The sequence below is a fragment of the Pseudomonas sp. Larv2_ips genome, assembly GCF_963879675.1.
In the GTDB taxonomy this organism is placed as follows: Bacteria; Pseudomonadota; Gammaproteobacteria; order Pseudomonadales; family Pseudomonadaceae; genus Aquipseudomonas.
The window spans coordinates 1071395-1090487 of record NZ_CAWOAW010000014.1; the positions used below are offsets into that span (position 1 = coordinate 1071395).

General features: G+C 59.1%; 23 protein-coding genes. 9 read left to right on the forward strand and 14 right to left on the reverse strand.

Going from position 1 to position 19093, the window contains the following annotated elements:
• The first annotated feature begins 116 nt into the window (after positions 1-116).
• Together AACV02_RS11440 and AACV02_RS11445 are read left to right on the forward strand one after the other, a co-directional pair.
• Positions 117-728 (forward strand): FMN-dependent NADH-azoreductase, encoded by a 612-nt coding sequence (locus AACV02_RS11440; RefSeq protein ID WP_106577978.1) that lies wholly within the window; start codon positions 117-119, stop codon positions 726-728.
• Between the two features lie 240 nt (positions 729-968).
• Complete coding sequence (locus AACV02_RS11445) at positions 969-2006, forward strand: alpha/beta hydrolase family protein (protein ID WP_106577979.1); 1038 nt, start codon at positions 969-971, stop codon at positions 2004-2006.
• Here AACV02_RS11445 and AACV02_RS11450 read toward each other — a convergent pair.
• From AACV02_RS11450 to AACV02_RS11465, 4 genes are all read right to left on the reverse strand, one after another.
• A complete protein-coding gene (locus AACV02_RS11450) occupies positions 2000-3175 on the reverse strand; it encodes an MFS transporter (protein ID WP_119739643.1) in 1176 nt (391 codons plus the stop codon). The two genes, AACV02_RS11445 and AACV02_RS11450, sit on opposite strands and share 7 nt — an antisense overlap.
• Positions 3176-3468: 293 nt before the next feature.
• Entirely contained in the window at positions 3469-5055 is a 1587-nt protein-coding gene (locus tag AACV02_RS11455; RefSeq protein WP_106577981.1) for an ABC-F family ATPase, read from the reverse strand.
• Between the two features lie 20 nt (positions 5056-5075).
• Entirely contained in the window at positions 5076-6269 is a 1194-nt protein-coding gene (locus tag AACV02_RS11460; RefSeq protein WP_119739645.1) for a tyrosine-type recombinase/integrase, read from the reverse strand.
• Positions 6270-6456: 187 nt separating this feature from the next.
• The gene (locus AACV02_RS11465) at positions 6457-6678 is read right to left on the reverse strand and encodes a hypothetical protein (protein ID WP_106577983.1); all 222 of its coding nucleotides are present in this window, start codon (positions 6676-6678) and stop codon (positions 6457-6459) included.
• 256 nt (positions 6679-6934) lie between these two features.
• Between AACV02_RS11465 and AACV02_RS11470 the strand changes: the two genes are divergently transcribed.
• On the forward strand, positions 6935-7183 hold the full coding sequence (locus AACV02_RS11470) for a hypothetical protein (RefSeq protein ID WP_250212143.1): 249 nt from the start codon (positions 6935-6937) through the stop codon (positions 7181-7183).
• 35 nt (positions 7184-7218) lie between these two features.
• On the opposite strand, the gene AACV02_RS11475 is transcribed toward AACV02_RS11470, so the two are convergent.
• Both AACV02_RS11475 and AACV02_RS11480 read right to left on the reverse strand, forming a co-directional pair.
• Positions 7219-8589: a DNA-methyltransferase gene (locus tag AACV02_RS11475; RefSeq protein ID WP_106577984.1), complete on the reverse strand. Its 1371-nt coding sequence runs from the start codon at positions 8587-8589 to the stop codon at positions 7219-7221.
• 49 nt (positions 8590-8638) lie between these two features.
• Complete coding sequence (locus AACV02_RS11480) at positions 8639-9040, reverse strand: HNH endonuclease (RefSeq protein WP_119739647.1); 402 nt, start codon at positions 9038-9040, stop codon at positions 8639-8641.
• A 122-nt stretch (positions 9041-9162) separates the two neighbouring features.
• On the opposite strand from AACV02_RS11480, the gene AACV02_RS11485 reads away from it, so the two are divergent.
• From AACV02_RS11485 to AACV02_RS11495, 3 genes are all read left to right on the forward strand, one after another.
• Complete coding sequence (locus tag AACV02_RS11485; protein ID WP_080752909.1) at positions 9163-9486, forward strand: hypothetical protein; 324 nt, start codon at positions 9163-9165, stop codon at positions 9484-9486.
• A 109-nt stretch (positions 9487-9595) separates the two neighbouring features.
• Entirely contained in the window at positions 9596-9814 is a 219-nt protein-coding gene (locus tag AACV02_RS11490; RefSeq protein WP_119739649.1) for a hypothetical protein, read from the forward strand.
• Between the two features lie 102 nt (positions 9815-9916).
• Positions 9917-10147, forward strand: coding sequence for a hypothetical protein (locus tag AACV02_RS11495; RefSeq protein WP_119740807.1), 231 nt, complete (start codon positions 9917-9919; stop codon positions 10145-10147).
• On the opposite strand, the gene AACV02_RS11500 is transcribed toward AACV02_RS11495, so the two are convergent.
• The gene (locus AACV02_RS11500; RefSeq protein ID WP_119739651.1) at positions 10144-12285 is read right to left on the reverse strand and encodes a DNA cytosine methyltransferase; all 2142 of its coding nucleotides are present in this window, start codon (positions 12283-12285) and stop codon (positions 10144-10146) included. The genes AACV02_RS11495 and AACV02_RS11500 overlap by 4 nt on opposite strands.
• Positions 12286-12648: 363 nt before the next feature.
• Between AACV02_RS11500 and AACV02_RS11505 the strand changes: the two genes are divergently transcribed.
• Positions 12649-12876, forward strand: a complete 228-nt coding sequence (locus tag AACV02_RS11505; protein ID WP_106577992.1) for a hypothetical protein — start codon at positions 12649-12651, stop codon at positions 12874-12876.
• A gap of 77 nt (positions 12877-12953) precedes the next feature.
• On the opposite strand, the gene AACV02_RS11510 is transcribed toward AACV02_RS11505, so the two are convergent.
• Positions 12954-13556 carry a hypothetical protein gene (locus AACV02_RS11510; protein WP_119739653.1) on the reverse strand — a complete coding sequence of 201 codons (603 nt, stop codon included), beginning with the start codon at positions 13554-13556 and terminating at the stop codon, positions 12954-12956.
• A gap of 91 nt (positions 13557-13647) precedes the next feature.
• On the opposite strand from AACV02_RS11510, the gene AACV02_RS11515 reads away from it, so the two are divergent.
• Positions 13648-13935, forward strand: coding sequence for a hypothetical protein (locus tag AACV02_RS11515; RefSeq protein ID WP_119739655.1), 288 nt, complete (start codon positions 13648-13650; stop codon positions 13933-13935).
• 74 nt (positions 13936-14009) lie between these two features.
• Positions 14010-14585, forward strand: a complete 576-nt coding sequence (locus AACV02_RS11520; protein WP_119739657.1) for a hypothetical protein — start codon at positions 14010-14012, stop codon at positions 14583-14585.
• Positions 14586-14643: 58 nt separating this feature from the next.
• Here the strand turns inward: AACV02_RS11520 and AACV02_RS11525 are convergent, their stop codons facing one another.
• From AACV02_RS11525 to bet, 6 genes are all read right to left on the reverse strand, one after another.
• A complete protein-coding gene (locus AACV02_RS11525) occupies positions 14644-15459 on the reverse strand; it encodes a DUF2303 family protein (protein ID WP_119739659.1) in 816 nt (271 codons plus the stop codon).
• A gap of 43 nt (positions 15460-15502) precedes the next feature.
• Positions 15503-15850, reverse strand: coding sequence for a hypothetical protein (locus tag AACV02_RS11530; protein ID WP_119739662.1), 348 nt, complete (start codon positions 15848-15850; stop codon positions 15503-15505).
• A gap of 79 nt (positions 15851-15929) precedes the next feature.
• Positions 15930-16400, reverse strand: a complete 471-nt coding sequence (locus tag AACV02_RS11535; protein WP_119739664.1) for a hypothetical protein — start codon at positions 16398-16400, stop codon at positions 15930-15932.
• Positions 16397-16639 (reverse strand): hypothetical protein, encoded by a 243-nt coding sequence (locus tag AACV02_RS11540; RefSeq protein ID WP_017254546.1) that lies wholly within the window; start codon positions 16637-16639, stop codon positions 16397-16399. The genes AACV02_RS11535 and AACV02_RS11540 overlap by 4 nt, the downstream gene beginning before the upstream one ends.
• Entirely contained in the window at positions 16636-18261 is a 1626-nt protein-coding gene (locus tag AACV02_RS11545; RefSeq protein WP_106577999.1) for a YqaJ viral recombinase family protein, read from the reverse strand. Before AACV02_RS11545 ends, AACV02_RS11540 begins: the two co-directional genes overlap by 4 nt.
• The gene (gene bet, locus AACV02_RS11550; RefSeq protein WP_119739666.1) at positions 18258-19064 is read right to left on the reverse strand and encodes a phage recombination protein Bet; all 807 of its coding nucleotides are present in this window, start codon (positions 19062-19064) and stop codon (positions 18258-18260) included. The genes AACV02_RS11545 and bet overlap by 4 nt, the downstream gene beginning before the upstream one ends.
• Positions 19065-19093 lie beyond the last annotated feature (29 nt).

Sequence of the window (19093 nt, forward strand, 5' to 3'; positions counted from 1 at the left end):
TTGTCCTGCTGGCAGGACGAACAATCGCATTTAAGCTGTCTAATCGTTTATTGGGTTCATGTGTAGGATCAACCCCATTCGATCGCCTAGCCGCGATCCTCACTTGGAGATCCCGCATGAAACTGTTGCATATCGATTCCAGCATCCTCGGCGACAACTCGGCTTCGCGTCAGCTCAGCGCTGGTGTGGTCAAGGCCTGGCAAGCGGCTGAGCCGGGTGTGGAAGTGACTTACCGTGACCTGGCAAGCGAAGGCATCAGCCACTTTTCGGGCCTGACCCTGGGCGCCCTGGGCACCGCGGCTGAACTGCGCGACGCGGTACAACAGCACGAGGCTGAGCTGAGCGCGTCGTCCCTGGCTGAATTCATCGCCGCCGACGCTGTGGTGATCGGCGCGCCGATGTACAACTTTTCGGTGCCGTCCCAGCTCAAGGCCTGGATCGACCGCATCGCCGTCGCCGGCCAGACGTTCCGTTACACCGAAGCCGGCCCTGAAGGCCTGTGCGGTGGCAAGAAGCTGATCATCGTCTCGACTGCGGGCGGTCTGCACGCCGGTCAGGCAAGCAACGTCGGCCACGAAGACTATTTGAAACTGGTGTTTGGCTTCCTTGGCATCACCGACATCGAGTTCGTCCGCGCCCAAGGCCTGGCCTACGGTGAAGAAGTACGCAGCAAAGCCCTGAGCGACGCCAACGCTGTCATCAACGAACAATTGTTCGCCGCCGCGTAAGGCTTGTGTAAATTTCGCGTCTGCTCGGTTCCAATCTGAAGCCGGGCGCCTAAACTCTGTATTCTGATCGCCTCAAACGACCGGAATACGGAGTTTTTTCGTTTACCCGCTGTCACTACTTTGGCCCAGGTTATGCACGCATGGGTTTATCACCCGGTGTGAGCGCCTTGAACCATGGACTTTTCATATAGATCTGCCGCGGGTGTTGAACGTGGTCGCGCAGCAAAGGTGGACATCCCCATGATGCGTCTTTGTGCTGTTTTGGTTCTCTCCCTGCTCGGTGGCCTGATTTCAGTGCACGCCGCCCCAGCGCCGCACCCGCATTGGAGTGTGGGGTTCCATCGCATGACCTTTCTCGACCCGCTGGACCTGCAGCCGATGAAAGCCATCGCGTTTTATCCGTCCACCGACGATGAGCACAGCACTGCGTTGGGCGCCTATCACGTCGCCGCCACCGAAGACTCCAAGGTCGCCATCGGCCGCTTTCCGATGCTGATGCTGTCCCACGGCAACACCGGTACGCCACTGGCCTTGCACGACCTGGCCACGTCTTTGGCACGCAAGGGGTTTGTCGTGGTGGCCGTGTTGCACCCTGGCGACAACTACAAGGATCACAGCCGCCTGGGCACCGTGAGTAACCTGTACGGCCGGCCGATTCAGATCTCCGAAGCGATCACCGCCACCCTCGGCGACCCGATGCTGTCGCCGTTCGTCAACGTCGATCAGGTGGGCGTGATCGGTTACTCCGCCGGCGGCGAAACCGCGTTGATCCTGGCCGGCGCCAAGCCGGATTTCGACCGCCTGCGCCGTTATTGCCAGGAGCGCCCGGAAGACCGCGACGCATGCACCACCAAAGGCGAACTGGTGGTGGATCGCGACGACTTGCAGCCACAGGCCGACCCGCGCATTCATGCCTTGATGCTGATGGCGCCGTTGAGCCTGATGTTTGGCCGCCATACCCTGGCGGATGTGCATGTGCCCGTGCTGCTTTACAGCGGCGACGGCGACAAACTGGTCGCGGTGGACAAGAACGCCGCTGCCCTGGCGCGCAAACTGCCGGAGCCGCCGGATTTCAAACTGTTGGCGGGCGCCGGGCATTTCGTGTTCATGGCGCCGTGTGACAGCGACCAATTGGTGGCGATGCCGGCGATCTGCACCGATGCCGATGGCGTCGACCGCGAAGGCATCCACCGCGACCTGATTTCAGAAGCGGGGCGCTTCTTCTCCCACACGCTGGGCCAAGCGACCCGCGCCGGTATGCAGACCGCTGATCAGTAAGCGCGGCGTTTGAGCAGCACGGTCAGCCCCAGCGCCGTGACCGATAGCAGCGCGGCGCAAAAGAATATCCAGCCGTAGCCCAGGTTCAGGGCCACGGCGCCCATCAATGGCCCGGCAATCGCCAGGGCCAGATCAAAAAACACCGCATACGCACTCAAGCCGGCGCCACGGCTGCTATTGGGCACCTGCTTGATGGCTTCGACGCCAAGCGCCGGGTACACCAGCGACAGGCCAAAACCCGTGAGCCCGGCACCGATCAACGCAACCCCGGTTGAGGGCGCCAGCCACAGCAGCGTCAGGCCCAGGGTTTCAATGGTCATGCAGGCAATCGCTGCACTGAACCCGCCAAAACGGCTGATGGCAGAGATGAACACCAGGCGCGACAGGATAAAACACACGCCAAATACCGTCAGGCAATACGCTGCCCCGGCCCAGCCGCGATTGAGGTAATACAGGGTAATAAAGGTGGTCAGCGTGCCATAGCCAATCGACGCCAGGCACAGGCTGGTGCCAAACGGCGCAATGCGCCCGAACACCGCCCAAAAGGGCAGCCGTTCGCCGCGTACCACGGGCACCGAAGGCTTATTGCGGATCAGCACCAGACCCAACGCCGCCAGCACCGTCAAGGCGATGCCGAGGCTGGTGTAGCCATAATCCGCCACCATCACCACGCCCAGCGGCGCGCCAATCGCAATGGCGCCGTAGGAGGCAATGCCATTCCACGAAATCGAGCGCGCGGTGTGTTCAGCGCCCACCGCGCCCATGCACCAACTGATGGTGCCCACGCCAATCAGCCCTTGAGCCACGCCAAGCAACAGCCGGCCGACGATCAGGATGCCCAGGCTCAGCGCGGGCAGGCTCTCGACCAGCGTCGCGAAAAACGTCAGCACACCGCTGACCAGAATACCGGCCAGGCCCAGCACAATTGCCCGCTTGGTGCCGACGTTATCGGACATGCGCCCAGCCATGGGCCGGCTGAGCAGGGTGGCCAGGTACTGCGAACCGATGGTGATCCCGGCCACCACCGCGCTGAAACCCAGGTTTTCATGCACATAGCCCGGGATTACCGCGATCGGCAGGCCGATGCAGATAAAGGCGATGAAGGTGTAGAAGACGATGGAGACGATCTGCAGGGTGATCGACAGTGAAGTGGGGGCAGTGGCAGGCATGGTCACTCGTTCGCGGGCGGGCGGTGACGGCATGATGGCAAGGGCGTGGGGGAAAAGGAAGCAGGCTAACTAGTTTGTTTGATGGCTGGGTTTATTATGGTGAGCGGGCTGCTTGTGGCGAGCAGGCTTGCCCTGCGTTGGGCTGCGCAGCAGCCCCAATAAAAAACACCGCGTTCTGCCAGGCAGAACGCGGTGTCTGATTTTAGGGCCGCTTCGCAGCCCAACGCAGGGCAAGCCTGCTCGCCACAACAAGCCAGCTCACAGGGCAAGCCAGCTCACTACAGTGGCGTTACTTAGAACACCACGCCCTGGCTGCGCAGGTAATCGTCGTAGGTGCCGCTGAAGTCGATCACGCCGTTGGCGCTCAACTCGATGATGCGGGTGGCCAGCGACGATACGAACTCACGGTCGTGGCTGACGAAGATCAGCGTGCCCGGGTAGTTTTCCAGCGCCAGGTTCAGCGCTTCGATGGATTCCATGTCCAAGTGGTTGGTCGGTTCGTCCATGATCAGCACGTTCGGCTTTTGCAGGATCAGCTTGCCGAACAACATGCGGCCTTGCTCACCACCGGAAATCACCTTGACCGACTTGAGGATCTCGTCGTTGGAGAACAGCATGCGGCCCAAAGTGCCGCGAATCATTTGTTCGCCTTGCGTCCACTGACCCATCCAGTCGAACAGGGTGACGTCGTCTTCGAAGTCGTGCGCGTGGTCCTGAGCGTAGTAGCCCAGTTCGGCAGCGTCGGTCCACTTGATGCTGCCGGCGTCCGGGGTCAATTCATTGACCAGGGTGCGCAGGAGGGTGGTCTTGCCGATACCGTTCGGGCCGATGATCGCAACACGCTCGCCTGCTTCAACCTGGAAGCTGAAGTCTTTGAACAACGGCTTGCCGTCGAAACCCTTGGCCATTTTTTCGACCATCACGGCCTGGCGGTGCAGCTTCTTGTTCTGATCGAAACGGATGAACGGGCTCACGCGGCTCGAAGGCTTGACCTCGGCCAGCTGGATCTTGTCGATCGCCTTGGCGCGCGAAGTGGCCTGTTTGGCTTTGGAGGCGTTGGCCGAGAAGCGGCTGACGAACGATTGCAGCTCGGAGATCTGGGCTTTCTTCTTGGCGTTGTCCGACAGCAGTTGCTCGCGGGACTGGGTCGCCACGGTCATGTACTCGTCGTAGTTGCCCGGGAACAGGCGCAGCTCGCCGTAGTCCAGGTCAGCCATGTGGGTGCACACGCTGTTCAGGAAGTGACGGTCGTGAGAGATGATGATCATCAGGCTGGAGCGCTGGGTCAGGATGTTTTCCAGCCAGCGGATGGTGTTGATGTCCAGGTGGTTGGTCGGTTCGTCGAGCAACAGCACTTCAGGGTCGGAGAACAACGCCTGGGCCAGCAATACGCGCAGTTTCCAGCCTGGGGACACTTCGCTCATCGGGCCGAAGTGTTGCTCCAGCGGAATACCCAGGCCCAGCAGCAGCTCGCCGGCGCGGGATTCGGCGGTGTAGCCGTCCATTTCGGCGAATTCGGTTTCCAGCTCGGCCACGGCCATGCCGTCGTCTTCGCTCATTTCCGGCAGCGAGTAGATGCGGTCGCGCTCAGCCTTGACCTTCCACAGCTCTTCGTGGCCCATGATCACCGTGTCGAGCACGGTGAATTCTTCGTAGGCGAACTGGTCCTGACGCAGTTTACCCAGGCGTACGTTCGGCTCGAGCATGACCTGGCCGCCGGACGGATCAAGGTCGCCGCCAAGGATTTTCATGAAGGTCGACTTGCCGCAACCGTTGGCACCGATCAAACCATAACGGTTGCCGGCGCCGAATTTGACCGAGACATTCTCGAAGAGCGGCTTGGCGCCGAACTGCATGGTGATGTTAGCTGTGGAGATCAATTACTTTACCTATCAATAGCTTAGGGTGCGCTTATTTGAGCTGGGACCAATTTGGGACCAATCTGGAGCTTTTCCATTTCGCTCCAGTCCGAGCTTGAGTTGATCCAACGCGCATAAGTCGAGAGCAGCATCTGCACACTATGGCCGAGCTGCTGGGAGATGAAGGCGGGGTTCATGCCAGACATAATGCATATTGTCGCATAGGTGTGACGACAGTTGTATGGCGGCCGACGACGGATATTCAGAGCGTTCAAAGTCGGAATCCACTGCTTGTGCAGGTCAGATGTCTGTTTCACGTACTCCGAGTTCTTTGACGGCGGGAAAATGAAGGGCGTTTCCAGCACTTTCCCTTTGCCTTTTTTCCGACGCTCCGCGTACTCCCTGGCAAATTGCAGGGCGTGCATGGCCCGGTCATTCAACAAAACGAATCGGTCTCCGCCGGTTTTCGTGCGCTCCACCACTTCCCCCAAGGCGATCCCGCGACATACGTGGGCCGTCCTCTTCTCTTCGTCAACCGCATCCCAGCGCATCGCCAGGGCTTCGGATAGGCGCATCCCCGTAAAAAAAACAAACTCAAAAAATGCCGCATAGATCGTACTGGGCCAGTGACTGTGCTCGTACATTTTGGCGATGATCTGGTTTGCCTCGTCTAGGGTGAACGGGTCGATTTCCTTCTTAATACGCTTGGGCAGCTCCAGGATCGCCGCCGGGTTCTTTGGGATCAACTCCTCAGACACAGCGGAGTTCAGTATTGTCGACAGCTTCGAGATCGCGTTGCGCTTCACCCCTGGCGACTTCCACTCCCTGGAAGCCATAACCCGGCGGAGCAGCGTGGTGGTGATCAGGTCGATCCGCACCAGGGCCAGCCCAGGCATCCAGTACCTGTTTAGCGCTCCCTTGTAATTCCCCTTCGTGCCGGCCACTACCTCGCGGCTATCCAGCCAGAGCTGAGCGTACTCGCCGAAGTTGATCTTCCCGCCGGCGACGTTGCTGGAACTGGGGAATAGCTCGGCGTACTTGTCGTCGTCGAGCAACCCCAGCTTGATCAGCCCCTTTACCTGATCAACAACCTGTGAGGCTGATTTGATTCCTTTCTGTGTCGCGGGATAGGGGAGCGTTTCACTGCGCCGGCTGCCGTTCCACATAAACCGGATGCGGATCGATCCGTGGTGGAGGTCCATTCCTGCGGGCAGACCCACTGACTTTCGAGCCATTCGTAATATCTCCTGATGCTGTAGATGATCCTGCTGCCATGCTTATTCCAGACGCCAAGAGGTATCTGGTTCCTGGCTCGCTTTGAGCGCAGCGCCGCAATGGTGGTGCCGAGGATTTCGGCCATTTGCGCCTCGGGAACCTTGTCACCGGTGACGCCATCGTTGAGTTGTTCTGCCGCTGACATATCTACCTCCCGCTGGCCGCCGTGGGCCGCGCTGTCTTGATGAAGTGAATGACCACGCTGAAGGTGATCAGCATCCAGCCGCAGGCGCCGGCGAAGGCGTAGAGGATGTCGGCCGTTCCGCCGTCCGCCAGAAGGCGTGGGGCGATCCAAAAGAGCCAGCCGCCGCTGCCGACGAGGTACAGCAAAGTGCCCAGCAGGATCAGGGTGACTTTGAATGCGAACATGTGGTGTCCTTGCCGCGCTGGGCGGCTATCGGATTTTTTGATAGTGATTGTTATTTGGGAGTATCTTTGCCACGCTCACTCAGAAGGGAACGCTCTTTACCGGCCCACGGATGGCGAGGCTGAACCTTCTGGGTGAGCACCTCGCCCGCCGCTCACCGACAGGCCCGTAGGGGAATGGAGTGATGGCGTTTTGCTGATATTTAAAATGCGTGAGGTTTTGTGTACAAAAGGGGCTCAACTAAGTTCGTGATGAGGCATGGACGTGTCACACAACTTCGATGCACCAATAGCGCACGCCTATCGCTGCCACGTAATGTTCCTCAAGTTCGACTGGCGCCGCCCGAACGATGATTCTCCTGTTGCTGCCAAGATCATCGAGCCGGCACTCATTGATGGCTTAGGTGAGGTTGCTGCTGAGTTGAAGGGGCCGTGGCCTGACTACCCGGCAGCGCTGGGTGATGCGATGGCGGCCGCAGAGCGTTGGGTAGACAGCCAGTTGCCCTGATGCCGCTCACCGCCAGGCATTTAGGGGGATTGGGGTTAGGCTGTTGCGAACAGATCGAGTTGGTCTGATTCGACCTTCTGCTCTTGCTGCCGGAGTACTTCGAATTCGATGCGTGCTCGGGCGATCGCCGCGTACTGCTCGTCAATCTCGCAGCCGATGAACTCGAAGCCCTCGCGCATTGCTGCTTTGCCGGTGCTGCCCGACCCCATGAATGGGTCCAGCGCTACACCGCCGGGCGGTGTCACCAGTCGAAGCAGGTATGCCATCAGGTCGGTAGGTTTGACGGTTGGGTGGTTGTTGCCTTTCGTTTCAGTCGTCTCGACCTTTCGCAGGGTGGTGCCCATCTTGAACTGAGGTCCTGGGTTGACCATCCCTTCGTGCCGATCGGTGCGACTGGTCTTTGCGCAGTAGAAGAAGCGGGCAGCGCTGCCGGTATCCAGCCGACGATCGCCGGGCTTCATCTGAAAACCAACGATACCGCCATTCTCGCTGCCTGCACTCGCCTCCGTCGCTCGCCCTCGCTTCATCCTGCCGTAGCAGTTTTGTCCGGCCCGCTGTGTGTCGCTGGTGCTGGCAGCGGCGAGCTGACCAGGTGCGTCAGGGAACATGGCCAGTACGGCATCACTTCCGTCATGTATCAGATTCGCCGGCCATCTACCCAAGCGGCTGGCCTTGTCGACGTTGGCGGTAACTTTTTTGCCGTGGGCCGCTACGTGTTCTGTGTCATGCATCCAGGGTCTCACCCAGCCTTCCGGCTTAGATACTTTCCCGCTCTCATCTCCGCCGCCGAGTCGCTCGCCCGTAGGGTCAACACGGCAAGCATCAATGTTCAGGGCGCCGGTACCGTGCTCGGCAACGTTCGATGCGACCGTTCCAGAGAATGGTTTGCGCGCCATGCAGATTGGTTCGTGCGCTGGCTTCAGTGCGGTACCCCATCCAGCGCGATCGCCCTTCAGGTTGTGCGACTTCGGGAAGCCTGAGCCAAACACCCACATGATCTGGTCGCGGATCTCAAACCCGGCCATTTCAATTCCAACCGCCATATGGTGGTAAGTGCGTGCCGCCGCGAACGAGAGCAGGTGACCGCCCGGCTTGAGCACTCGCAGGCATTCGGTTGCCCACTCCAGCGTGAAGGCCTGGAAAGCGCGCATGCCTTCGGGTGTCAGGTCATACTTGCCGGCCTCGGCGGCCACTGACCTGTGACCACCATTCGGACCGCAGGTCGAAGCGTGTGAAGGCATGCTGGCTCGGTAAGCGGCTCGAGCCTCGATGTCTTCGCCATCCCAGCTCTTGCCCATGAAGCGAATACCGTAGGGCGGATCGGTGACCACGCTGTCAATACTGTTATCCGGAAGCGTCCGCATCGACTCAATGCAGTCGCCGATCAAAACGCGATGTTCTTTCATGGCCTCGGCCCCTTGTAGATGAAGACGTAGGCGAACCAGAGGGTGGCGATCATGGCTGCTGCTCCTTTTCGAAGTGGAACACCACCGGCGCGCCGGTCTCGGCGATCAGGCCATATGCCTTGGCCAGGCGGTAGATTGGGGTGTAGTTGTTCAGCGACTCGACGTGTCTTGAGATCCAGCTGCGCCAACCTTCCAGCGTCTGACCGCCCTTGCTGATGTTGCAGGGCGCGCAGGCAGGCATCATGTTCTCCAGCACGTCATGCTCGGGTCGCAGTGGCTTGCCCGATACCAGCTTCCACGTGCCAGCGGCGGTCTGCTTGGACAGCAGCTCACGCACGACAGGTGCGAGGTGGTCGGCGTGCCATCGGTCACCCAGCAGCACCCCACAGTAGGCGCAGCGCCCGCCGTACTTCAGGCGCACTTGCTCGCGCTCAGCTTTCTTCAGGCGCATAGGTATCCTTGCCGCTATAGCGGCTGAATTTGAAGGGGGAGGGGATAAGCAGAAATATATAAGTACATCGCACTCAAAGCCGCGAAATAGGCCCATACTCCGGCGCTTTGGGGGGCTCGGAAATGTTCACTCGCGGTAGAACCTTTTGGACTTGGGCAAATCCGCACCTTCATTGCCGAACCAAAGATGAGCGTCTTGCTGACGGCGCTCAGGTCAACGTTCAGGTGCGGACTTCAAGCACAGGCGCTGTGCAGCTGTTTCTTGGGTTATACGCTCCGAAAGGAATTATGATTTTTGAGGAGTCGTTTGACTCACGGCCTGGCCAAACTATGACGCAAGCGATGGAGTGGGGCATATCCAGAGCAAAAGAACTCTGGACTACCTCCAGGGAAGAAGCTCTGAATACGCGTAAGTTTTCAAAGCTCCCTCGGTCGATATCTGAGTAGTCTACGTGACCGCTCATCGCTCTATTTGAATGCGCACATGTAATTAGATGTCACTGCTTTGGTGGGAACATTCCGGGGCCTCCGGCAATACCCGCCGCAAGGCGAATTTATGAGCGGAATAGATGACTTCAGATTCAAATCTCGCCAGCTCTTAATCGAACTCGACGCGGCCACCAGCAAAATGATGATGATGGTTTCCGCTAAGGAAGTAGTAGGGGCTGCCTGGGAAGCCGCAACTCTGCGCCATCACGATGCTTTCGAGGCTTGGAACTCTTTTCTTAACTCTCCTGAAAACCCTCTGGATGAATCTGTAAACCAGATTCACTAACGCTCGGCGAAGAATTGCTTTTCTGTCGGTATGGGGAGTCCTTGCCGGGCCATGCCCGGGGTGGAGTGCTACGATGACCCCTTCCTCTAAATGGGCTGGACCATGACCAAGCACGATATTTACGATGAGATCGAAGGCTTTCAGGTTTGGAACTACATGGAGTGCGACAAGGACGAGGAAGGCCGGGAGACCTGGCGTATCAACGTCGAGGTAAAGCGTGGTGGTGAGGTGGTAGTGCCGGTTGTTGTGGGTGACCAAACCTATGTTGACCGTGGCCTGGCGCAGGTTGCCGGGCGTGAGGTCGGGGCCCGGTTGATTGCCGAGGGCGTTTAAGCAGCAACGGCCTGACGCTCAGCCACACGCCACGGGTCATTGGCCCGAGCCAGCGCAGCCATCGGCGGCGGGCTGACGCTGTTGCCGCACATGTGCACCTGCTGGGTCTTGGTGAACGGCTTGCCGTCAGCACCGTGGCTGATGATGTAGTCGGCGGGGAAGCCCTGGGCCTTGTACAGCTCGGACGGCTTCAGCATCCGGAGGCAGATGTCGACGATTACGTAGGGCGTGCCCTTAACCATCACGGTGACCATGGCCAGGCGATCCTTGGTGGTGATGGTCGGCGCCGGCGAGTCGCATGCGCTGATGTTCTCCGTGCCGTAGTAGCTGGTCAGGAAGGCGGCAACGCGCAGGGCGCCGGCTTCGTGTTCAGGCGACAGGGTGAGCGACACCAAGGAACTCTTACCGCCGCCACCGGCGGTGATCGTCGGCGCGGGTTCTTCCAGACCCTGGCCAACGCTGCCGCCAAATGCCCGTTCCATGAACGCGCTGACCAACCCGTGGTGCTGGCCGCCGGCGCTGATGGTGTGCAGCGGATCATTTACATCCCGTGCATCGCAGTTGCCGCGCATGTGCACCAGGTTAGCTGCAACCAATGCGTGGTGTTGACCGGTGGTCACCGTCGGCACTGGCCCGGCAAGATCGCTGGGAGCATGGCCCGTGGTGTTCGTGATTAAAGTCGCGCTGACCAACTGCTGCTGGCTGCCAGTGTTTGTCACCGTGGTCATCGGTTCTTCGATGCTCTTGGCGACCGTGGTGTTGAAGCCGCCATTCATCTGGGCCATGAACACCGTGGATATGCCCATGGCGTGGGCTGCGCCGGCCGGGCGCTGATAGTTGCCACCGCTGGTGATGGTTGGCAGTGGCTCGTCCAGCGCCTTGCCCGCGTCGTCGAAGCGGAACTTCACCAGGTGCGCCGCTGCGATCGCGCGGTGGTTCTGGGTCGTGACCGTACCGGTCGGCTGGTCGACGCTCACCGGCTTGCCGGAATACTCCGGGCCGCCGGCCCCAACCATCAACGGGCTGATCAGTGTCAGCTCGCCGCGATTCGCGCACGTTACCGTGGGCAGCGGCTGAAGCGGGTCATTGATGCGATCGCTGCCCTGGTGCGTTGCCGGCGCGATGATTGGACTCACCACCGAGAAGGCGCCGCCCTTTGGGTAGGAGGTGATGGTGCGCAGCGGCTCGCCGGCTGACTGCACCGATTCGCCCGACCAGTTCGCGATCGGGACAATGAACGGCGCAGGGTTGTCGATGACGAACTTCTTCATGCCCTTGCGGATACGGCTCAGGGTGGCCTCGGCCAGGTCTTTCTTGCGCCCGAAGATGCTCTTGCCCAGGTCGGAGAAATCGATACAGTCGGCGGCGGTCTTCCACTTTTGCTGACCCTTGGCCGGGTTCTTGGCGTGGGTCGCCTCCGGCCACACAATCGGCTGGCCGTCGCACCGAGCGATCATGAACAGACGTTCCCGGCTGGTCGGCGCGCCGAAGTCGCAGGCCTTGATGACTTTCCACTCCACGACATAGCCCATGCCCTCGAGCAGGGCCACGAAGCGGCGCCAGGTGCGGCCGCGCTGCTTCGGGTCGGGTATCAGGAACTGCTGGCCCACCGGCACAACCTCACCAGGCGCCGCAACGTCGCCGCCGAGTTTCACCACCCGGCCGGTGGCCTTGTCGCGCTTGGCGACCAAGCGGCCCCACTGCAGGATCTGCTTCACGTTCTCCAGGCTGATCACCCGGGGCCGTTTCATGCCTGCCCACTTGAGGCCGATCCACGAAAGGTTGCGGATCTCGCGCTTGCGCGGCTGACCCCCGGCGGCTTGGCTGTGGTGGGTGCAGTCCGGCGACATGTGGAACCAGCCGACGGCCTTGCCGCCGCACTCGGTGTCCGGATCACCCTTGAACACGTCGGTGGTGAAGTGCCGGGCGCCAGGGTGATTGACTGTGTGCATGCTGATCGCTTGCGGGCTGTGGTTCTTCGCCACGTTCACCGTGCGGCCCAGGCCAATCTCCAGCCCGGTACCGGCTCCGCCACCACCGCAGAAAAAATCGACAACGATCTCATCGTCCTGAGGGTTGAAGCCGAGTAAGTATTGGGTTTTGAAATCGAAGAGGTGTTTCTTCTTTTGTGCGGACATGGAGTAACCTCGCTGAACTAAGCTATTCATTCTTGAAGAAGTTAGAGATGAGCAATTCGCGCTCACGAACGGGGTATGGTGTGAGATGGATTTTGAGAATTACGAGCCCAGGCAGCGAGGTTTTCTACAGCGAAGCAAAAAGTGGTGACGGCAATCGGCGCCTTTGCATCGATCCTAGGCACGCAGAACGTTTCGAGAGCCGATCCGATATGGAATCGGCAATCATCTACTTTCAGCTCTTATGGGAATTCAGACGTCATCAGTACGATGCTGTAGAGCTCGATCAGCTAGGCGATCAAGTTGGCTTGATTCGTTGATATGGGGTATTGGGGTTAAAGGTACAGGGTTAGATCAAGGAATGGCATGAACGAAGCGCAGCTTAATTTAATGGAGAAAACGTTATGGATAGTTGGTTGGCTTGCGCTGGTCTTGGGGCTGCTGATCCTTGTACTTGGAATCTCCAGTAAAATAGATCTGGAGGACATCTCCAACATCCACAAGGACGCCTTGGTCTTTTGGCCTCCATTCATAATCGGCGTTATCGCACTATGGAGTCGCGCCTTTATCAGAGCTGGTCGTCGATCAGCTTAAGGCGGCCCCTACTCTGTGACCAGTGGTCCCAATTTAGTCCATGTTGGGGTATTACGGGTGACCGGCATGGAGGCGGATCAGGCGGTGAGACGTTCGCCAATTACAGTGGTGGTGAACTGAGTTGTGTACTCGGTGACAAGTTCGAACTCGCCGCCGCAGGTGTCGCAGGTCATTTTCTTGGCGCCGTAATCTTCAGACTCGATGTGAATGACCGTGACGCAATGCGGGCATTTGCATTCGTCCTGGCTGCGATAATCCCACTCGTAATACTCAGTCTCGGCGACCTTGGCCAGCGCGGCGGCTTTCGCAATGGCGTCTTCTGCGTCGTGGCAAGGTTTGCAGGTGAAGCCGTCAGGATGGCCCCATGGTGTTTCCGTGAGCTTCGAGCGGTGAGTGCTGCACAGGCGGCAAACGTTGTGCTTATCGCACGCCGAGTAGCTGTACTTCTCACCGTTTCCGTTGCACCTGGCGCAACCAGAAACCCAGTACCAGGCGCCATCGATTCGCTCGGCGTACAGGCCATTTTCCGGGGGCCGCAGGCTGACTTCAGGCAGGCCAGTAGTGGTAGGGTGAAATCTGTGATGATCCGCCCCGTTCCACACGTTGAGGCTGCCGTTACGCTGGCGCTGGGTCCACTCACCCGGGATCTCCGGGATCAGGATCTTGATGTTTTCGTCCATGGATTATCTCCAGTGGGCGCCGCCCTCCGTTAGTGGTGGTGGCAATTTGGTTTGGGATGTCGTTTGATTTGGGTTTTAAGGAGCGAGTTGTATGGACGTAGCGATGTTGAAAGCTTTGTGTGGCCTGGGATCGGTGATCGCTGGTATCAGCTCTTGCCTATTCTGGTATTCATCTTCGAAAGCGGTGGTTCTGTTTGCCGACGTACCCACCAATCAAGATGAAATTGGGATTGAATCACGAGGACAGAAAATAGCTATGCATGCATCAACTATGAAACAAAGTGATCTGAGCGCGCGGGGCGCCTTTTGCGCTGCTGTTGCGGCTGGTCTCCAATTGGTACCCACCGCTGTCGATGCGTGGAAAGCCTTTTTCGAATGAGATTTAGAGTTGCAATCTATTTTGGGTCGGGGTATTACCGGTGACCGGCATGGAGCCGGATCAAGGAGACAGTAGTGGCTGATTCGCCGTGGGATATGCTGTCGGCCGTAGGTACTTTGGCCGCTGTTGTTGTTGCGTTAGGTGTTTCTTTTCGTGCCGGTCATACAAGCCGACAGTCCGAAAATGATCGTTCAGAACTAGCCGCTGCTAAAATGCTTAGCCCTCTAGCCGCCCTGGAGCGGAAGGTTTCTTATCTTTCTGCGGTCGTAGGTTTTCGTTGCGCCGGCACGGCTGATCCAGAACCAATTTTTCTAAAGTGCCTTGAAGACCTTGAAGGGCTTTCGTATTCCATTTCAATGGCCGACCTGTACACGCTACTAAGGCTGCCTAATCATTCTGCTAAAAGAGCATCAAGAGCGCTAGGATTGATTCAGACGCTAATCGCTGATGCCAGGCCTATCCTCAAGAGTCAGTCATGGACAGTTTTAGATACGAGCCAAAGCGACCATCACTACACAAGGTGGTCAAGCATGCTCGATGAAATTGCCAGCCTTTTGATTGTGGCTGTAAGAGCCTGTGAAGATGCAGCATCAACAGGTGCACCGATTCCCTCTCGTGAAGAAATACAGGGCGTGCCGACCGATGATTAAATCCTCCGCCTGTTGCAGCCAGTAGGGTGTGAGTCAGGCCGGTTGCCCGGCCTAATTATTACTTTGGATCGAACGCGCCAAGGGACAAGACGGCAGCTCCGCCAATATTCAGCTGCAACACCGATTTGAATTCCTGTGCGATGTCTTCGCGCTGCACTTCTTCACCTACCCAGCGCAGTTTCAGCACTGGCACTGCGCCGCTCGTGATGACTGACAAACGCAAAGTGATCACTTGCTCGGTCAGGCCTTCGAACGGGATCGTGCTGAATTGCAGAGATACCGGCAGGGTTTCCTTACTGCGCGCCTCGATTTGATCCATGGCGCTGCGGCTGGCGCTGGTCTCGCCTACCGTGCTTTCCGATTCGCTGGAAGCCTTAATCGTGATGGTTCGAACGGCTGCAATAGCCTTGGCCACGGGGATAGCTTTACCTTCCTCATCAACCGGCGTGAGGTACTGGTGCCAGTCTTCGATCCAGTCGCTTAAGTCCTTCTGGCTGATGCCGCGTCCGCCGATTTGTTGGGCTGCGGTGTAGCCCGCGGTTGGCTTCAGCTTGAGGACGGCACGGTCATCGGCGTGGCCTGGTTCGCCGGTGGTGCCCAGGTTGAACAGCAGAACACAGCTCATTGCGTCTTGGTCAATGAAGCCGCGTGCGCCTGGTTCTGCGCGTTCAACAATATAGGTGCCAAAATCTGCCAGCGAATGGGTGCTGTAGGTGCCACGGAAGCGGCTACGGCCGGCCTGGAACTTCTCCAGATCGACGATCTTGGCTTCTTCCGACAGGACCACCGTAGGGATTAGCGTATCAAGCTTCTTTCCGGCGGCGTCCAGGGCATTGGCGTTGATGAGCTGGAGTGCGTCTTTGGTGAGTGACATTGGATAATTCCTTGGATTGCGGGGGGAGGGTGAGCAGGGTAGATCAGGTGCGCTTAGGAATCGGCGCGTCGTCGCGACTGAAAAGCTGGTCATGCTTCTCGGCGAAGAGGGTCACGCGGCCACCGGTGCCCACGTGCATCGGTGTGTCGAGGCTGGTGTTCTCACTACGGGTACCGCGCTTGGTCGGCACCTTGTAATCGAGCTTGTGCTTGATCTTCACCTGGTGCGATTCACCGATCTGGCTGAAGTCCAGGGTAATCACCACCTTCCCGGCCTTGCCGTGGTCAACAACCCCAGCGGCTACTTCGGAAAGGGCGTGGCCGATCTGGCTGGCGAAGGCGCCACCGTTGAGCTCTTCAAGGAACTCGGCTGTATCGGTTGCAACTGACATGGTTGTTTCTCCGGGTTGGCTTTAATTCCGCTGGCCGGCAGTGCGAGCCAGGTTTGACGTTTGCGTTGCTGGGTGCGGGCTATGCGGCGCATGAGTCGACCTTTACCTGGCGCCAGGCGCCGACCGCTTCGAATATCGGTGCGGCGTGCGCCTCGTCCAGCGATATCGCTTCAGGTATGGCGATCCAGCCCGAAGCCACCATCTGGCTCTGGTTGGCCTCGTCGCGCAGCTTCTTGTAGCAATGCTCGATCACGTCTTCCAGGTGGTCGGAGAGGTAAACGCCATCGGGCGCCACCTCCACCGACTTGCTGTATCGGTCGCCGCGGGCGTCGATGCAGAGGGCGCTGAGGTAGATCGTCCACCTGTGGGGAATGCCGCAGACAGCCTGGCCAATCTTCCCCGGCGCGATGTTTTTCAGCGACTTGTAATTGATCATGCCCTGGCGGCCACTGGGGTCGATGTTGACCACTGCGACGTGGTTAGCGGCCAGCAGCGACCGGCAGGACCGGTCAATGCGGGCTTTGAGGTTGTGGGGTTTGCGCTTGCTCATAAAGCCTCCGCAAGTTTGCGCAGCGCCTTACGCTCGTCCCGCGTGATGGGGGGCTTGCGACGCTTGAGGATGGTTGTCGGGTCGATGAATTCCGAACGCTTTGCCGGATCTGGATTGATCGCCGGGCTCTCGCCGATTGTGATCTTCCCGCCGGCGGCCAAGTGCCGGCGAACCTGACTGGAAAGCTCCAGCGCCTTCTCGCGCCGGAACTCGATATCTGATCTGAGGTTGCTGATCATGCTGCCGCCTTGCCGAGTGTCACCCCAGCCATGCTGAAGTTTGCACCCTGCGCTGCGACCATCGAGTCGAGCGCTTCCCAGTTCACCAGAAGCAGCGTGATCGGCGCCTGACCATATGCCACCGCTTTTATCAGTGCCTCGAAGTCCGTCACGTTGGCCTGCAGCGCTACCTGCTCCACCGTGTTGCTCGGCACAGGCTTTGTGGCCTGGCCGACGGGCGCCGCCTTGACCGGAGCGGTGCGGACAGGCTCTGGTGTCGCCACCTTCTCCACGACAGGCTCTGGCTTGATGGTTGCCAGCCGCTGGGCTTCCTGCTCTTCGGCGATGCGCTTCGCTTCGGCCTTTATCTTCTCCGCCTTCTGGTGTTCGGAGATTCGGAATTTGATCAGCGTCACCAGGTCATCATTGGCCTTGGTCACCAGCTGCTGCACGTCGTTGAACAGGAAGGCGTAATCAACGGCGAGCTCCGCCAGACTGGTCAGGTTCAAGCGAATACTGTCCGCTGCCTGACTTGCATCGATCTTCGCCCGGGCCAGCTCGGTATCTACCGCGTCCTGAAGGCTGGCGATGGTGCGCTTGTTCTTCATGGCGCCGGCGAAGTCCGAAACAACATGAGGCAGTGTGACTTGGCCCAGCGTCTTGTTGATTGCAGCGATGTGATCTGCCAGTGCCAGTTCGGCCTTTTGCTTGATGTTGGTCTTCACCAGCAGCTCTTGAGCCTTCACCAGCTTGTCGACTTTCAGGCGAGTCTCGCGAGCATGGGCACTGATGCGATCCAGCGATGAAAACAACTCATCGATGCTTTGGGTTTGCGACAGGGCCTGTTTCTTGGCGACGGCGACAGCCTCTTCAACATCGCCGCACCATTTGACTGCCTTCTTCGCATCAGCGAAGTCCTGGTCGGTGGAGAGTGTGGTTTTCACCGAATCGATGACGGCCAGGGCCGAGTCTTCAAATACCTTCAGGTTGCTGGCAGTGACCATGCCGGTCAGCTCGATGCGTAGGGCTGGCAGCTCATCAGGTGCCTTGCCGACGACGATTGAAGGAGCGTCGGCCATCTCGAAGTTGGCCAGGTCTGCCTCGAACTGTTTCCATCCTTCGATCAACTGGGCCGCGCGGCCGGCGACGGGCCGGTACTCCATGTGCACGAAGTTCTCCGGCGTGCCGTCCGAGCAAACAAAGATCACCCGCTCAGCGCCGCTGACCAAGAGTTGCTGCTCAAGCTGCCAGTAGTAGTGCGGAGCCAGTTCGCCGGCTTTCACCTGGGCCACAACCGACTCATTCCACAGCTTGTGTTCGAACAGGGTCTCGCCGAGCATCGTGGCGCCGTCCATGGAAGCCAGCAGGTTGCCCTCGGTCGCGACGATCGGATACAACTCTTCGCCGATCAACGCTTCAGTCAGTGGGCGGGCCAGGGCTTCAGTAGCGTGGCCCTTGTCGAAGATGAACTGCTGAGACGGCGTGACATCGGGCGTGATGCCGGTCTTTTTGGCTGCCAGCAGGTCTGTGCGGGTTTGGTACTTCGAGGCGCCCATCATTGCCGGGGCTTCGGAGGCGGTGCGGAACTTAGCGCGAAGGGTAAGCCACTCGGCGGAGCCTTGAGCTACGTTGTGAATTTTCATGCTGAATCTCCATCGAGGGCTTTGAGGTTGGTGATTTTTTCAATCTGCGCCGGGCTCAGCGTGTACTTGCTGCTGATGGTCGCAATGAGGTGTTCGGGGCTGGTGCGGTTCGAGTCGATCAATGGCTGCCACCTCACGATGTTCTCGGTCAGCAGTTCGTCGGAGTAGGCGGGCAGCGCTTCCGGTTCAGGCTGGGCGTGCTGTCGTGGGCTGACATCGCGCGCCGGCTCCTCGAATGCTTTGCCTTCCATCTCGTCGGCCGTTGGCGCCGATCCAACTTCAGGGAAAGCTTTGCGCAGGGCCTGGGCTTCGGCGCATTTGGCGAGCTGGGCAAATGCTCGACGCTTCCACATGGCGTTGGGCGCCGCGGTGTCCTTGCTCGACGTCGCGTAGTTTTCGAGCCAGCGTTCATTGGCTGTGTATTCGGCAACCAGGCCGTTACTCATCTGCCGCTTGACGGTCACACGACACCATTCGGGATAAGTGACCTCTACGCCGCTCAGCTTCGCAGTTACTGGAGGGCCATATTCAGGCTCGCTGATACCTGCGTACTGGCCGGTGCGCGCAGCCTGGATGCGGTACAGGCCGATGCCGGGCATCACTGTGTCCTGCATCTTTTTCGTCTTTGAGTTCCAGATAGGAACGATGTGCACCGGCTTCAACATCGGGTCCAGGTGCGCGGCCTGGCAGTAAGCCAACACCATCACAACAGAGTTCTTTTCTGCGCCGGGGTAGAGGCTGCTGCTCAGCACTTCAACGAGTGCGGCCTCCGACATCGCAGGCGTGTTGTCGTCCTGCTTCATTACTGCGGACATGGGGAATCCTTGCCGCG